This window comes from Dubosiella newyorkensis (genome assembly GCF_001945605.1).
Taxonomy (GTDB): Bacteria; Bacillota_I; Bacilli_A; order Erysipelotrichales; family Erysipelotrichaceae; genus Dubosiella; species Dubosiella newyorkensis.
This window is the reverse complement of sequence record NZ_MPKA01000045.1, coordinates 1-16,716: the sequence shown is the minus strand read 5'-3', so window position 1 is coordinate 16,716 and position 16,716 is coordinate 1. Positions and strand designations below refer to the sequence as shown.

The window sequence follows — 16,716 nt, the reverse complement described above, 5'->3', positions numbered from 1 at the left end:
TGGGTACCTCCTTTCTACTATTGTAGTTCTTTGTTGGCAGATTGCTTGTTTGATGCTCAGTGTTTGGTTAGTTGGCTTCTTGGATCCAGTTCGTGATCAGCGGGACGATTTGTTTTTTGCGGGAGAGGATGTTTGGGAAGAAGTGGGTTTGGTCTAGGTTTTGTTGGAGCTGTTGGGCTAGTGGTCCGCTGATGTAGAAGTAGGTTCCGTTTTCTAAGATCGAGGTGAGGGCGAAGACGTAGAGGTCGATGCCGCTGCGTTTGGTGTAGGCTTCCATTTTTTCTTTTAGCTCTTGTTCTTGGATGGAGAGCAAGGAGCTTTGGGGGATGATGCTTTGGGCGATGGCGACTTGGTAGTTCGTGATTTCGAAGTGTTTCATATCTTCTTGCAAAAAGTCGTTGATATCTTTTTGAGACAGGTCGTTGGAGAAGAAGATGTCGTAGGCGAGTTCGTCGATCGTTTCGTGGGCGAGGTTGGCTAGGCGTTGGGCGAGGTCGATGTCTTTTTGGGTGGTCGTTGGCGACTGGAAGTTCAGGGTGTCGGAGATCATCGCGCCTAAAAGCAGGCCGGCGAGTTTTCGTGGTATTGGGATGTTGTGTTCGAAAAAGAGGGAGGTCACGATAGTGCAGGTGCTTCCTACTGTTTCGTTTCGAAAGTAGACGGGGCGTGTGGAGGTGAAGTCGTGGATGCGGTGGTGGTCGATGACTTCGAGGACGCTTGCTTTTTCGATATTCTTTACGGATTGGCTGAATTCGTTATGATCGACTAAGATCATGTTCTTCGTCGGTGGATACAGCATTTTTCCGGCTTCGAGGTAGCCGCAAAGTTGTTCTTCGAATACGATCGGATACGATCGATAGCGATAGCGGCTCATTTTGCGGATGACATCTTCGACGTATTCGCTTCTTTCGAAGGTGATGAGTTTGGTGGACATGAGGGCGCTGACGGGCAAAGAGAAGTAGAGGTAGCGCGAGGTGTTCATACTTCCGTGTCCTGAGAGGATAATGGCGCACTCGTGTTGTTTGGCGGCTTCTAGAACGTCTTTTTCGATCGAATCGCACCAGACGAGGATGAGCATGCCGGCGCCTTTTTCGATCAGTTCTTTTTGGGCGATCGGATCGTCGGAGACGATGACCATGCGTTCTTGGACTTGGTAGCGGAGGGCGCGGTGGCTCGAGAGGGCGACGATGCTCACTTTTCCATTCAGGTGTAGGTGTTCTGGGATGTAGATCTCTTTTCCGTTGAGGGTCTTGACGAGGTCGCTTGGTTTGGTGTGCTGGAGCATTTCGATGCCGTAGGCGGTGTCTTCTACACCTAGATTGGCGATGTCGTTGCGGGTGATCATGCCGATGATCTTGTGGTTTTGATCGTGGACGGCAAGGAAGGGCTGTTTGGCTTGTTTCATCGTTTGCAGCGCTTCGAAGAGAGTGGCGTCTTGGCTGATCTGGGTGGCTGGCAAGAGTTCGATTTCGCCTAGCGTACATCGAGCGTCTTCGAGTAGTTGCGGGGTCGGAAAATCGAAGCGGTTGAGCAAGTATTCGGTTTCTTGGGAAATGCTTCCTAATCGACAGGGAATGGCTTCTTCTCCAAGTTCATTTTTTAGATAGGCGTACGCGATCGATGCGACGATCGAGTCCGAATCGGGATTTTTGTGTCCTGTAATATAGATTGTCATGGCATTCGTCCTTTCTTTCTTGAGTATATCATTTCAGTTTAGGTAAACAAACATGATTGCGATCAGGAAAAATAAAAGATTTCGTCCTAAAAATAAGAAATAGGATTTTAAAAAGCATTTATAAACCGGTGATAATACCTTATAATTAATAAATACATATATTATGAAATTGATCGGTATACCAATCGTGGGAGAAGAATTATGGCATGTGAATTTATTCCAGTCTTAAAGAAATTACAGAAATCGTCTAAGAATTCTATAGACAACTCTAATGAATATGATGATTTTAAAAAGTATTTTCATGTTCATAGGAATATCGAAGATGAATTAAAAACAATTCTTTCTGAAATACAAAAAAATAATACGAAATCTTTGGTGCTGATTTGTGGAAATGCAGGAGACGGAAAATCGAATCTCTTAGCGGAATTGAAGAATGGAGAAGATCGGTACTTATTGAATGGTTTTGAGATAATCAATGATGCGACAGAAAGTGAAATCCCTACCCAATCCAATCTTGAGAATTTAAAAAACCGACTAAGTGCATTCAGCGATCAAAATTTAAGTACAGGGAATGAGAAAATCATTATTGCGATTAATTTAGGCGTGTTAAACAATTTTATTGAATCTTCTTTTGGGGAATCATTTCAAGCATTAAAGGATTATGTAATTCAAGAGAACATTCTTGTGGGAAATGATCGCTCTGAAGGATATAAAGAGGATAGTGTTTTCCAACACGTGAGCTTTTCTAATTTTCAAATTTTTTCATTGACACCAGAAGGTATCGATACGTCTTATTTGATGGGATTGCTGCATCGGATTTTTGACGAGAATTTAGAGAATCCATTTTATGCTGCTTACAAAACCCATTGTTTTAATTGTCCAATTCGGAATCGGTGTCCCATTAAACAGAATTATGAATTGTTTTTTTCTGATGAAAAGAAAAAATATATTTCATTAAAAGTAGCAGAAGTTGTTTTAAAGCAAAATTCTATTGTTACTACTCGTGAATTTCTTAATTTAATTTATGATATTTTAGTACCGAATAACTTTAATATGGAAGATTATGGGCGTTTAAAAAATAAAGATTTATTTAAGCGTTATTATAATGATACGACACCGATTTTATTAAATGAAAAACCACGAGTTTCGAAACTTTTAGATAGCATTCAATCACTTTCTGTTTTAAGAAATCGTAGTGAATCATTTGACGATCTCTCGTTTAAGTACAATGCTTTGCAAGATATAAAACCTGAATTATTAGAAGCTGTAAAAGGAACGCCATATTCTGAATTTAGTGAAGAGCTAGATTTATCGTCATTGCTTAATTTAGATTCAGACCTTAAAAATCTTATTTTTCGTTTCATCATTCTTTTAGGTGAAATGCACAATATGGATTTTCTGAAAGAAGGGAAATTCGATGCATTTATTGATTGTTTATATCACTATTGCATTGATGATACAAAAACAATGATTGGCTTAGAAAAGGACGTAAAGAAGTCAATCAAGTTATGGGAAGACTATAATGCGAATAACAACTTGTATGTGATCGGAGACTCACCAGAATATTTGTTATTGGAGAAAATTGATTTCAAAAGGAAAGCCACTCGATTAAATTATAGAAACAAGGAAGTTATTCAAAGATTCAGTCCATATATTGCGATTCAGTTTGAACAAATTGGAAACTCGAATCAACGGATTGACTTAATTATTAATCATTCGCTGTTTTTTTTGATGAGTTTATTGAAAGAAGGTTATCAACCAACGATTGATGATTTGAACCGCTTTACAAATTTTGAGAGCTTTATTTCAGAGTTGAAGAAACTGGGAAATCAAAGAAGTAGTATAAACATCGTGCCGAAAGAAGATGTATCAAAAATTTTTACTTTTTCAAAAATTAGCGAAAATGAAGAATACTATGAATTTGGTTTGGGAGATTAAATACTATGTATTGCTTTAAAGAAAAAGAGTTTAATGTAGCGTTTAAAGATGATTCGGGAGATTTTAAACAGCATTCATTAACTAAAACGGAGGGTGCTCTCTTTCCTTTTGGTTCTCATGACTTGCAAGAATTGAAAAAAACTGGATTTGATTTAAAAATATTGGTCTCTCAATATTTCGGACATCTATCGGGAGAAAAAAATAAAGAGATTTCTTTCGAACAAATTTTTGAGCAACTTAAAACAGATTTAATTATTGATACTGATTTGATTCCTGAGTTACAAAATATTGTTAAGGATTATTTCTTCACGGAAGAAGGTACGATCAGACCATTGAATTTAACTTTGATTCGACAAGTGAATCCGAAAGATTCAAATGTTATTTCTAAAATCGGAAACTATATGGCGTTTGTTTTAGGAGATAAAGAAAATATTAAACAAATTTTTGACGAATGCTTTGTGAACGAGGAAGAATATTTAAATGTTTTTGAGCAATGGTTCAATACGGCTGTTTCAAAAACTACGGAACAGGTTTCATCTACAAATTATTATAAGGTGAAAGAATCATTTAATGAGATTTATGAAAAAGATTTTAGATATCTCTTAAGTAATTCGATCGAAATAGACGAAACATTGTTTTTTTTGCTTAATTTATACTATTTATCTTATACATCTCAGACCTTGTTGACATTGAATCAGTTTTCTTCGGGTTCTGCTACAGAGAATACTCCTCTTTATTTTTGTTTTGGAAATGAAAAAACGGATCAAAATCGTGACTGTTATTTAAAAGGGTGGAAGTTATTACAGCCAGCCGTTCAAAATGCGTTTATTCATGCTGTATTTTTTGCTTTTATGAATATTGGATATCAATTTAATGAAATGATAGATTATATCACACTTAAAAATGAATGCGAAGATTCATTCGATCGAGCGTATATAATTAGCCAATTAAAGACTCTTTTAAATTGTTATAAGGATGGATATTTAAACAAAAAAGACGATAAAACAAAAGAGGAGTTTCAGAGGAAAGAAATACTAGATTCTTTTACTTTGGACCAAGCCCTCAAAACAATTTTTGATTGTATAAAATTAAAGGTTTCTGATGATGTAAGAAAAAAAGTCGGACAGAGTTTTGAGCTGACAATTAAACAAAGATTTTTAAAGCCGAGGGGTAGAAATGGGAATATGTTGACTATTACTGAAGCGGATCTTATTTCTTTAACAAAAATATGTATTAAAGGGAAAGACAAAATATTATTGAATTCATTGTTTGAAGAATTCCAAAAAAGAGGCATATATTTCGATTCGATTTCCAAAAAAGAAATAGAAGGTTATTTTGAGAAGCTGAGTTTAATAGATAAAAAAAGCGACAGTGGAGAGGCAAAATATGTCAAACGAATATAAAAATATGGAGAATAACATAACCAAGGAACAAAATGATGCCTTTTATATGTGGATTGCTAAGACTATATATGATTTTTTTAAAAATTTAGCCGCAGCAAAAGCCTTGGAAGATGGAGAAAAATTTTATTTAAATCTTTCAAATCCTGAAGAAGTAGAGGGGATTTATAATGCTCTTTGTAAATTAGCAAAAAAACTCAAACTCAATCAAGTGTTTGAATTAAATGGATACGAAACTTTAGAAATTTCTATATCAGGCAGTATTCAGGTCATAGTTTGTCCTAAGGATAATGCCGTTAGTGATGGATTTTTTGCTAAATTAAGGAATTTAAATCGTACAATGCTGATCTTGGATTATGCTCCAATTGATACGATCGAAAGTGGAGCTGTCAGCTTAAAAGCAACAGGATATCCTTTTTCTCCAAAGGATCTTCAAACCGAACTGTCAGATAGTATAAAGCGGTCCAACTTTAATGAGGTTGAAAAAGGTGTACTCATGTACTCTTTAGATGAAATCATCAATGATCAATATGAGGATTCATCTTCTTTGTATTTGTTTAAGCCAATTATCGTTATTTTAGAAAATGGTAAATTGAAAGATTCCGATTATTATGGATTACATTTACTACCTGATGAACGATTTCTACAGAAGAAATTAAGTAAAGCTGAAATTAAACGTATTTATGATGAGAATAAAAAAATTTATTTGAATTTAGATGACGTGTTTCAATATCAAAATATTAAAGAAGCTCTTGAAGGAAAATATAAAAGAAAATTAATTTCTGAATTAGAAAAAAAGAAAGACAACAATGAAGAATGGTTTAGTGATCTTTCTTATGAAAAGGTGAAGAAGAATGAAATCCAATCTAATCAGTCCGAACTGGATTTAGATCGCTTAATAATCGAAACATATTCGGATGAAAATGGACTCGTTGAACCTCTAGAGAGCTTTGTTCGTCATGAAGGAGAAACAAAAGCAAAAAAAAGAAATATTCATCTTCTAATCTTTAATCCTGAGCCTTATAAAACAGTTAATTTGAAAATCTCTTATCCAAAATTGCTTTCATCATTTGAATGGGCAAAAACGGGTTCTTCTAAAATAGATACCGTTTTATCAGATAATAAAAAATCGGTCTTAGTGAAAATAGACGCGGATTTTATAGGTGTTTATTCTTTAAAGATGGTTCGTGATAGAGAGAATAATATTTCCAAAGAAAAAGTGAATTTTTTTGTTGAGATTTTAGGGATTGATTCTATTTATTTGGAGCCATATAAAACATGTTTTTTAGTGTCTAAATATAAGAAGTCGCAATCTGTTAGTAATTTACCGATTACTTTGTTATGGGATCAAGAATTGTTTTTTGAAGGAAAGAATATAGATTCAGTTAAATTGGAAACTTTAGAGCCAAATTCTATTTATCCTATTCAATATAATGAAAAATTAGAATTAAAATTGGATGGTAATGATTATGAGGCGCATATAGATTTTGGAATTAAGGTTGGATTGATTGAGGTTCCTTTAAGGCTTAATACAGAGATTCAGAAAAAACTCACATTGAACGATGAGGCAATTCATATTTTGACTCTTCAGAAACAAAAAAGTTTCAAATATTATTCTTACAATGGGAAAACAACAATAGAGTTAGAGAATGTTGCGTATTCTGTTTCAAAGGCTTTAAATCACTTTTTTGATATGGAACAAAAGATCATTGCTGAACAAATGTTTGCTTCTGAAATATCTGAAGATTCTTTAATTCCGATAGAACTAGATTTACCTGAAGAAATAAAACAAGCCTATCTTTCTTTACTAGATCAATTTCGTAAAGAAAAAACGATTCCAAGTTTAGCATATTACAATGATGATTTAAGAAGAGTTGCAACAGAATATATAGAAAAAGTAAAAACTTATTTATCAAATATTAATCCGGGTAATACATTGACCGTACCGAATATGGGTGTATTACAATTAGGAACAGTTTTTAATCAGGATGATCATACGATTTACTTCACTCCTTTTCATCCTTTGAATATGTTATATAGATTAAAACTTTCCGCAATTGCGCTTGAGGGTGGATTTGATGCTTTAGATTGGAAAAACACATCAGAAAATGTGTTGATGAAGATGCTTAGTTCTTTATATCTTGTGCCATATATTAACATGAGTATTAATCAATTATATAAAGTAATAGAAGCTAAAAGCACATTAGAATGGGTATGCTATGGCTTAGCAAATGATGATCGTTTTAAGGCGGAACAAAATTTTGTAAGCAAAATAGTTAGAGAGAAAATTAAACAATTTATTGAACATTTCCCATTTCTGTTTAGTGGATTAACCAATGACATCTTAGCAATCAAATTGGTAAATATGGGAACTGGTAGCGAAGCGTTAAAAGGGATCATAGAGTTTTATATTGGCGAAATCAAAACTCATAAATCAGTTGATGATATGATTTCCATGAATATTTATATTTATCTTCAAGAAGGTGTTGTTAGTGCTTTTGAGGTGTTAAGAAACATTAATTCTTTGACTCGCTACTTAATGAATAGTTCTTATGTGGAGAATAAATTTATCGCAGATTTAGAAGTAATTCTTAGTTCTAAGATTCATTGTTATAATGTCAGAGACATAGATGATGCTTTTGTTTATTCGCATTTAACGTTTTTCGAAATGAAAGATTCCGATGAACAGGCAAGCGCCCGTAGCATAAACATGAATACAGGCTTGTCTCTCAATGGACTGGTTTCTGGTTTATCTTCCACGCATGATGGAATTTGGTATAAAACAGGGTTTGGTTTGAAAAATTCAGTAAAAAATGATCTTTCTTGCTTTAGCGATACCTTAAATTCATTATATCGAGTATTTAATACTTCGAATGGCTATGAAGAAGGGTTAACTATTATTACTCAACTTGCAGAAAATCAAAAGAAAAAATTAGAAAAATTATATAAACAAACAAACTGGGTAGTTCTAATTGAACCAAAAATAGATCTTTCATTTTTTACTTCAGATCGAAACTCAAAAGATGTAATGATTATTCATTATAGTGATCAGCTTAGCAATTCGAATGGATATGATGATATAACGGTCACTGCAAAATCAGATCAATATTGCGAAATTATCAAAGAGGAACTCTTAGATAAAGGAGTTTTAGCCGATGCATCGGAAATCCGGCAAATTGTGAATTTATTTAACGTGGTTAGTGGCAACTGGTTATTGCGCATGATCTCGAATGATCGAAAAAGCAACAATCAATTTAGTAGAGAAAAATTGAGTATATTGTCTGCTATGAAGGTTTGCCTAGCGTTTTTCGAGACAGATCAAATAATTTGGGTCCCTATTTCTATGGAAGAAATGCTTCGAGTTTCAGGCAGTACAGGGTTAAGCCGTAATGATGGAGTGTTATCGGCAAAAAATCTAGGTTTTGAAGGAGGGGTCACCTCAGATGACCTTTTATTAGTAGGATTTAGAATCACAGAGTCTGAAGGAGGTACGATTCCAGTTTATTTATATCCTGTCGAAGTCAAGATTGGTTTTAATGGGAATAACGTTCTTGATAAAGCAAAGAAACAAGTTCAGCATACAAGTCAAGGATTATATGGAGCATTACAGAATACAGGCGGTCCAAATATGAAAGTTGAGCTATTAAAGAATTACTTTATAAAACAAATCTTATTGTTTATAGAGAAATTTGACCTGTATGAAGTAGACCCATCAATTAACTGGAATTATCTTCTTTATAATATAAGAACAAAACTAATTAATGATGAATTTAAATTCGATTCCTTTGATCAAAGTTATATTGGTAAAGGAGCTATTATAACATTTACAAAAGATTGTACGGAACCATCTAAAGAATTAAAAGAGGACATTCTTTATTTATCGTTTAGTGAATTAGAAGGTTATAATTTTTTGGTAAAATCTGTAGAAAGGATCAAGCGAAAAATGAGTTGTCATTTCCAAACATGCTCTGATCGAGGAATGGAAGATAACTTTTCTACAGACGAGCCTGACTCTTGGGACGGGTACGATATAAATGAGCATGATCCCGGAATTTTTATCAATGCCAATAATCAAGGAAATGGTGGGCCAAACATTTCAGTGATTCAGGATCCACCTATAGAAATAAAAGAATTAGAACAAGTTTCGTTAGCAGAAGAGAATAAGGATGAATTTGAACAGTATAAGGATGAGGAAGAAAAGGAAACACATGGAATGACGATTCTTCTAGGAACCGATATTAGTAATGGAAAAGATGTAATTTGGGAACCAAATAATACAGAAAAATTATTCCATACGAATACCGGAATTATTGGAACTATGGGTACAGGGAAAACCCAATGCACAAAATCGATCATTACTCAATTGATTCAAAATCGTAAGTATAATTTTTCGAGTGAAGATTTAGGGATTTTAATTTTTGATTATAAAGGAGATTATAATGAGTCCAAGGAAGACTTTGTAGAAATTACCAAGGCACGAGTTTTTCAACCATATCATCTACCTTTTAATCCATTTTCTTTAATTGAATCAAAGCAATTTAGACCTTTACTTCCTACTCATACTGCAGGGACTTTTGTCGCCACTATTAGTAAAGCTTATTCTTTAGGGGTTAAACAATCTAATATATTGAAAAACTGTATTAAGAAAGCTTATGAAGAAAAAGGAATCATTTCAAATGATCCAAATACATGGTCAAAAGAACCTCCAACATTTCATAATGTTTATAATGTTTATATTTCGGACGAAGAAATTAATCATAACGATTCTCTTGGCGCTGCTATGGATGAATTACATGAGTATGAAGTTTTTGAATCCGATCCTAAGAAAACAGAATCACTTTATGGTCTTTTGAATGGGGTTGTTGTTATTGAATTAGATGGATATAATCCTCAATTACAAAATCTAATAGCCGCGATAACGCTAGATTTGTTTTATGCTCAAATGCAGGCAAAAGGTTCTAGTCGACTTGATAATATTTATCGACAATTGACGAAATTTGTTTTAGTTGATGAAGCAGAAAACTTTATGTCTTTGAACTTTCCATCTTTGAATAAAGTCATGAAAGAAGGGCGAGAATTTGGGGTGGGTATGATATTATCAACGCAATCACTATCCCATTTTAACAATAGTGAAACAGACTATTCTAAGTATATTTTAACTTGGATAGTTCATAATGTATCTGATTTATCAAATAATGACATAGGTTTCGTTTTTAAAACAAAACCAAAAAGTCCAGAAACCGAAAAAATAAAATTGGAAATTTCACAATTAATTAAACATCATAGCTTAGTTAAAGTAGGAAATGGGGATCCAATAAAAATTGAAGATTATCCATTTTGGAAACTATATAAAAAATGGAAGAATAAAAACTAAATTTTTTTGAGAATTGGGTCGAAATATTTTATTATAGTAAATTGAAAACTCAAAAAAGAAGCGGCTAAGCTTCTTTTTTGATCTACTCGTTAAAGCGGTAGATTGAAAGGATTTTTATGACAACTAATAATATTACAAAAGAAAATATTCAAGAATTAGAGGATATTATTAGAAAACTCTATCTTGTTGATGATATTCCTTGGGTTATTGGATACTCAGGTGGAAAAGACTCTACCGCAACCTTGCAATTAGTTTGGTATGCGATAAGCAAACTACCTTTAGAAAAAAGAACAAAAACAATCCATATCATTAATACGGACACTTTAGTGGAATCTCCGATTGTCTCACGATGGGCAAAAAATGCTTTGGGTAAGATGGAACATGCTTCTAAAGTTTCTGCACTTCCATTTACTACGCATGTATTGTCACCAGAATATAATCAAACATTTTGGGTGAATTTCATTGGAAGAGGGTATCCTGTTCCTAGAAGACAATTGAGATGGTGTACGGACCGTCTAAAAATTCAGCCAGTAAACAATTTCATAAAAAACAGAATTGCTGAACATGGCGAAATTATTATGATTCTTGGAACAAGAAAAGCAGAGAGTGTCAATCGTGCTCGTTCTATGGAAGCGTTGGCTAAAAAGAGAGTAAGAGACTTATTGAGCCCAAATCCAACTTTAGCAAATGAACTTGTTTTTTCGCCTTTAGAAAATTGGTCTGACGATGATGTTTGGGCTTATTTGCTCCAATATACCAATCCATGGAATCTTCCTAATACTGAATTGTTAACTCTATACAGAGGGGCGACAGCAGACAATGAATGCCCTATTATTCAAGATAAAAGTGTACCTAGTTGTGGAAAAAGTCGTTTTGGATGTTGGGTATGTACGGTTGTTTCGAAAGATAAATCCATGGAAGCTATGATCAGCAATAATCAAGAAGATAATTCGTGGTTAAAGAAATTTCTTAATTTTAGAGATGAATTTGGAAACTTAGAAAATGATCGTGAACGAAGAAGCTTTAGAAAGAGGTCAGGGGCACTCCAAGGTGGAATGGGCAGATTGAATCATGGTCCATATAAAAAGGAATGGCGCGAAATATGGCTTAGGAAGCTTCTTGAACTTCAATTGTATGTTCAGGAACAAGCTCCTAAAGAGTACAGAAATTATGAGATTATTACCTTGCCTGAATTGAGAGAAATACGTAGAATATGGGTTAAAGAAAATCATGAATTTGATGATTCGTTACCGAAAATCTATAAAGAAGTATTTAAAGTAGATTTTGATGACCCAGAATGGATTCCAGTATCCAATTATAATAAAAAAGAATGGGATTTATTAAAAAGTGTTTGTGAAGAAGTTGCACCTGAAGAAGAACTTGCTTTTGAAATGATGTATTCGTTGATTGATCAAGAAATGGAAAGCCGTAATTTGAATAAAAGAAGCGGAATTCTTAAGAATCTTGAGAAGATAATAAAACGGAATTTTTATCAAAATGAAGAGGATGCCACTCAATTTTATACTCAAAAAATGAGTAGAAAAAAAGAATTAGGTGGTAAATATAACGAACATTTTTTTGAAGGAACAAATGATGATTTTCCAGAAGAGGAGGCTGACGAATGATTATCAAAAGACTCTATCTTAAGGATTTTGGTATTTATAATGGGGAAAATGAATTTATTTTTACCAATGATAAGTCAGTCGTATTAATTGGTGGAATGAATGGTAGGGGGAAAACAACGTTTTTAGAAGCCGTTTTATTGGCTTTATATGGTTCCAACTCTTTTGCTTATAAAGAGAGTGATTTTAATAACTATGGTCGATACCTTGATTCTTTTGTAAATAAAAATAGTGTTGATCAAATTGCTTCTATAGAATTGGATTTTACTTTAGAGAATAATGGACAAGTTTACACAGTGGTGAAATCATGGAAAGGAAATACCTTACGTACAGCTGAAAATGTAACGGTTAAATTAAACGGCGAAGTCGAATCTTTTTTAACTGAACATTGGAATATTTTTATTGAGAATGAATTGCCAAGTGAGCTGTCTAGGTTTTTCTTCTTTGATGGAGAGAAAATATCGAAACTAATTGGAAAAAATATCAATACCCAAATGAAAGAGTCTATTAAAGCACTGCTAGGCATAAGTGTTTTAGATACTTTGGACCATGATATAGAGCGAATTTTAAAAAATATAACTACAGAAAAAAATGACTTCGATTTAGAAGAATCAGATCGATTAAAAAAACAAAGACAAGTTTTAGAACAAGAACTCCAGAATAAAGAAAGTTCAATGAACGAACTATCCAATCAACTTGATTCTTTGCGTAAAATTTTAGAAGAAAAAGAAACCAATTTTAAAAAGAAAGGCGGAGAAGTTACCGCTCAGAGAGAACAACAAATTAAAAAAAGAAGTGATTTAGAGCTTTTAAAAGAGCAATGTCAAAAGAAGATGCTGGACTTATCTTCAAATGAAATGCCACTTTTGTTAGTAAAAAAGAATTTGGAATCAATCAATGAAAAGGTGGCTGAAGAATATCAGGCAAGTTTTACACAATCCTCTATTCAATGGTTAGATGATAAAATTTTAGCTTTTGTAAATGAATCTGGAAAGAACACTCAAGAAAGTCAAGTTTTAGAAAATTTTATGGAATTCATAAAAGCAGATTCTAAAGTCTTAGAAAAAAATCAATCTATCTTTCAATTTAGTGAGAAAAGTAGAATGCAATTAGAAGAATTGCTTAATAATAAATTTGAAGAAGTTCAAAAAAACATTGCAAATTTGAACTCTGAATTGAAAGAATACAAAAAAGAAATAGAAAATATCAATAATTATTTAGATTTGGATATTGACCAAGAAGATTTACAAAATAGGCATAGAGAAATTATAGAGATTAATCAAAAAATTGCGAGGCTCGAACAGAAAAAGTGTTTTATTACACAGGAAAGAAACGAGTTAGAAAAAAGTTTAAAGTCTATAACTCTTAAAGTTAATCAATCCGTCGAGAAGCTTCTTAAGAATATGGAAGAAAGAGATGAAGATCATCGTTTAATAAAATATTCAAGTTTAGCTACAAAAATTTTGGCGGTATTTAAAGAAAGATTACAAAATTTAAAATTAGAAGAATTGTCCAAGACGATTGCCCAGTGCTATTTGAAAATTGCAAATAAAAAGAATTTGATTAGTGAGGTAAGGATTGATCCACAGACTTTGAATTTACATTATTTTGACTCAAATTCAAAGGAAATTCACGGTTCATCTTTATCGGCTGGAGAGAAACAGCTTATGATCATATCTTTGTTGTGGGCCTTAGCGATATGTTCAAAAAAACAATTGCCTGTAATTATTGATACACCTTTATCTCGTTTGGATTCGAATCATAGGTATGCGTTAATTGACCAATATTTTCCTTATATTAGCAAACAAACGATTTTGCTTTCCACAGATACAGAAATTGATCATGGGTATTTTTTGGCATTAAAAGAAAATATAGGGGATTCTTTTACTATAAAGTATGATCAAGAAACAAAATCTTCTAGAATTGAGAAAGGTTATTTTGGGTGGGAATAATGTTTTTAAAACAAATTAAATTGTCTTCCCAAGCAAAAGACAAATTGTCTCGCTTAAAAGGAAAGACAGGAATTGAAAATTGGAATATTCTTTGTCGTTGGGCTTTTTGCTATTCAATTTCTGAAGACACTATTCCTGCTGATTTGCCAATCGTTAGTGACAGCAATGTTGAAATGTCTTGGTATACTTTTGCTGGAGATTATGGAGACATATATGAAGCTTTAATCAAGAATTGGTGCTTAGAAAAAGATTTAAGTATTGATGATGAGAATTTGGCTAAGTATTTTAAACTTCATTTAGAAAGAGGTATTGCTCACCTAAGTGGTACTGGATTCATAAAGAGTTTTTCTGATTTGATCAATTTAACGGAGGAAAAACATGGCAATTTATCTTGATTATAATGCATCTTCTCCGATCGATGAACGTGTCTTAGATACCATGATAGATATTTATAAAAACTATCCTGGAAATCCGGACAGTCGAACTCATGATTTTGGAAAGAATACTCGAACTATTTTAGAAGAAGGAAGAAAAAAAGTTGGAAATCTTCTAAATGTTCAATCGAATGAAGTTTTTTTCACAAGTGGTGCAACTGAAAGCAATAACATTGCTGTTCTGGGACTTAAGGAATACGCATTAAGAGTAAAAAAGAATCATATTATTACAACTTCGGTAGAACATAAAGCAATCTTGGAAACGATGAAGCATCTTGAAAATGACGGTTTTATAATTGATTATGTGAATCCAAATCAAGATGGAGAGATCGACGTAAATCAAATCAAAAACTTGATAACAGATAAAACGCTTCTTGTTAGCATAATGCATGTTAATAATGAAACAGGAGTGATTTTTCCGGTTGAAGAAATTGGAGAACTGCTCGATTCTACAGACGTCCTATTCCATATTGACGCAACTCAAAGCGCTGGAAAGTTGGTTCCAGAATTAAAAAAAATCAAATATGATATGTTGACACTTAGTTCCCATAAATTAGCTGGACCACAAGGAATTGGTGCTTTGATTTTGCGAAGAAAAAATTATGAATTGCCTCCGATTAAAGCAATTATGTTTGGAGGAGAGCAAGAGGGAGGAATTCGTCCAGGGACAGTTCCAACTGCTTTAGTAGCTGGTTTCGGTAAAGCTTGTGAATTAGCTGAGCAAGAGTATGAGGGGAACTTTAAACAGCTTAAAGAATGCCAAAATGCCATTTTAAAGCTATTAGGAGACTCAACTATTAAATATTCAATTCATGGGAATATAGAGCATTTAATACCCAATACGTTGAATATAGCTTTTGAAGGGATCAATTCGGAAGCTCTTATGATTTTAACAAAGGAGTTTTGCGGGATATCGAATGGATCGGCTTGTAATTCTAAAAACTATAAGGGTAGCTATGTTCTAGAATCAATGGGTTTAAATCAATCTGAAATCGCAAGTTCTGTTCGAATTAGTTGGGGCCCCCATACAAATCTTAAGGTTTTAAAAGAAGAATTTGCTCGTTTATTGGATGTGGCAAAGAATTTACAATAAACATGAAAGATTTATACGAATTAGAAAAGTATTATAATCACTTGAATTTGAGAAAGTTTTCTATGATTCTAAGTGATTATACTCAATGCTATAAGTATTATTGGCTTGAGTCTTTAATTAAAATCAGTGTAAGTCAGAAAATAGAAATTACATTTGATGAAATTATTAATAAAATGATCTGTGAGGTTTGGCTTGTTGTAACTAGATTTCATTTAAAATTGGGAGTCAACATAAGAGGAACTAATAAGAGTTTATTAGAAGAGATTGTGCCAGTTTTGTCGGCTAAAACAAGGGAAAACCAAATAGAATCCGATTCAATGATTGAATATTTAATCAAAGAACATGAATCTTCAATTCTTCCGATTAAAAGAAAACTTATTCAATATGTTCCTTTTAGAACTCTTTCACCGTTTTTAAAAATTTCGGGTAATAATCCAATCTGGAGCAAAAAGAAAGATACAATTGAATTGATCAAAAAAATAAATGAGGAAGATCCTCTTCCTTATACGATTGGTGCTTTTGAAGGACTAAATACAAAAGTCTACATTAATCCAGAATGGGGAAATTTTTTTCGTGATCAATATTTTCTTTTGCTTGGTTGGATTCAATTTCATAAGTGTGTTTATATTCAATCCTGAGTATTCCACTAATTGAAGTCCACCCTGTACGCTAGAGAAGTCCACCTAATCCGCTGGAAAAGTCTATTCGCGTAATTATTTAAATACGGAGAGAAGTCCACTAAAAATCACGGTCAGAACGGCCGTGATTTTTAAAAATGATTACTCGTGAGTATTTTTCTGTTCACTCACTATCTTTCAATCTGGAATAAGTTTCTCTTAATGATTTTCCATGTAGGGTTATTGTAAGCGGGAATTAAAACAGCGTATAGAAAACGCTCATCGAATCAGAGACAATATCTCTACCTGCGATGAGCGTCTTTGTTTTTATTGGCATAGGCTGATCAAAATTGGATTCCAAGGCATACATTGTTCCAGTATTTCGCTGGTCAGCTTTCCAGCATGTCTTGAAAGTTCTTTTAAAAGGTGAAGGATGTATTTGTAAGGGATCAGCCCATTGGCTTTGGCGCTTTCTACGATCGAATAGAGCACTCCGCAAGCCTTGGCTCCTCTAGGACTTCCCGAAAACAGCCAGTTGTTTCTTCCTACCGCAAAATTTCGGATCGTCCTTTCGGCAAGCGAATTGGTCATCGGCAGACTTCCGTTGTCCA

The 16,716-nt window shown here is 33.4% G+C and carries 10 protein-coding genes; 8 read left to right on the top strand and 2 right to left on the bottom strand.

Annotation, left to right across the window (positions count from 1 at the left end; genetic code table 11):
• Positions 1-67 precede the first annotated feature (67 nt).
• Entirely contained in the window at positions 68-1,675 is a 1,608-nt protein-coding gene (locus BO225_RS02580) for a putative manganese-dependent inorganic diphosphatase (RefSeq protein ID WP_076340722.1), read from the bottom strand.
• 201 nt (positions 1,676-1,876) lie between these two features.
• On the opposite strand from BO225_RS02580, the gene dptF reads away from it, so the two are divergent.
• The 8 genes from dptF to BO225_RS02540 all read left to right on the top strand — a co-directional run bounded on the left by dptF (position 1,877) and on the right by BO225_RS02540 (position 16,126).
• Positions 1,877-3,613, top strand: a complete 1,737-nt coding sequence (dptF, locus tag BO225_RS02575) for a DNA phosphorothioation-dependent restriction protein DptF (RefSeq protein WP_076340721.1) — start codon at positions 1,877-1,879, stop codon at positions 3,611-3,613.
• A 5-nt stretch (positions 3,614-3,618) separates the two neighbouring features.
• Positions 3,619-5,016 (top strand): DNA phosphorothioation-dependent restriction protein DptG, encoded by a 1,398-nt coding sequence (dptG, locus tag BO225_RS02570; protein WP_076340720.1) that lies wholly within the window; start codon positions 3,619-3,621, stop codon positions 5,014-5,016.
• On the top strand, positions 5,000-10,387 hold the full coding sequence (locus BO225_RS02565) for a helicase HerA domain-containing protein (protein WP_076340719.1): 5,388 nt from the start codon (positions 5,000-5,002) through the stop codon (positions 10,385-10,387). Before dptG ends, BO225_RS02565 begins: the two co-directional genes overlap by 17 nt.
• A 116-nt stretch (positions 10,388-10,503) precedes the next feature.
• Positions 10,504-12,012 carry a DNA phosphorothioation system sulfurtransferase DndC gene (gene dndC, locus BO225_RS02560; protein WP_076340718.1) on the top strand — a complete coding sequence of 503 codons (1,509 nt, stop codon included), beginning with the start codon at positions 10,504-10,506 and terminating at the stop codon, positions 12,010-12,012.
• A complete protein-coding gene (gene dndD, locus BO225_RS02555; RefSeq protein ID WP_076340717.1) occupies positions 12,009-13,961 on the top strand; it encodes a DNA sulfur modification protein DndD in 1,953 nt (650 codons plus the stop codon). Before dndC ends, dndD begins: the two co-directional genes overlap by 4 nt.
• Positions 13,961-14,356, top strand: a complete 396-nt coding sequence (gene dndE / locus BO225_RS02550; protein ID WP_076340716.1) for a DNA sulfur modification protein DndE — start codon at positions 13,961-13,963, stop codon at positions 14,354-14,356. The genes dndD and dndE overlap by 1 nt, the downstream gene beginning before the upstream one ends.
• Complete coding sequence (locus tag BO225_RS02545) at positions 14,340-15,488, top strand: cysteine desulfurase family protein (protein WP_076340715.1); 1,149 nt, start codon at positions 14,340-14,342, stop codon at positions 15,486-15,488. Before dndE ends, BO225_RS02545 begins: the two co-directional genes overlap by 17 nt.
• Before the next feature lie 2 nt (positions 15,489-15,490).
• Positions 15,491-16,126, top strand: a complete 636-nt coding sequence (locus BO225_RS02540; protein ID WP_143356743.1) for a hypothetical protein — start codon at positions 15,491-15,493, stop codon at positions 16,124-16,126.
• Between the two features lie 306 nt (positions 16,127-16,432).
• On the opposite strand, the gene BO225_RS13060 is transcribed toward BO225_RS02540, so the two are convergent.
• Positions 16,433-16,716 (bottom strand): transposase domain-containing protein (locus tag BO225_RS13060; RefSeq protein WP_143356741.1); only part of this gene is annotated, 284 nt, incomplete at its 5' end.

Excerpts from the sequence above, each read along its gene's own strand:
- BO225_RS02580 (WP_076340722.1), bottom strand. The coding sequence starts at position 1,675 with ATGACAATCTATATTACAGGACACAAAAATCCCGATTCGGACTCGATC.
- dptF (WP_076340721.1), top strand. The coding sequence starts at position 1,877 with ATGGCATGTGAATTTATTCCAGTCTTAAAGAAATTACAGAAATCGTCT.
- dptG (WP_076340720.1), top strand. The coding sequence starts at position 3,619 with ATGTATTGCTTTAAAGAAAAAGAGTTTAATGTAGCGTTTAAAGATGAT.
- BO225_RS02565 (WP_076340719.1), top strand. The coding sequence starts at position 5,000 with ATGTCAAACGAATATAAAAATATGGAGAATAACATAACCAAGGAACAA.
- dndC (WP_076340718.1), top strand. The coding sequence starts at position 10,504 with ATGACAACTAATAATATTACAAAAGAAAATATTCAAGAATTAGAGGAT.
- dndD (WP_076340717.1), top strand. The coding sequence starts at position 12,009 with ATGATTATCAAAAGACTCTATCTTAAGGATTTTGGTATTTATAATGGG.
- dndE (WP_076340716.1), top strand. The coding sequence starts at position 13,961 with ATGTTTTTAAAACAAATTAAATTGTCTTCCCAAGCAAAAGACAAATTG.
- BO225_RS02545 (WP_076340715.1), top strand. The coding sequence starts at position 14,340 with ATGGCAATTTATCTTGATTATAATGCATCTTCTCCGATCGATGAACGT.
- BO225_RS02540 (WP_143356743.1), top strand. The coding sequence starts at position 15,491 with ATGAAAGATTTATACGAATTAGAAAAGTATTATAATCACTTGAATTTG.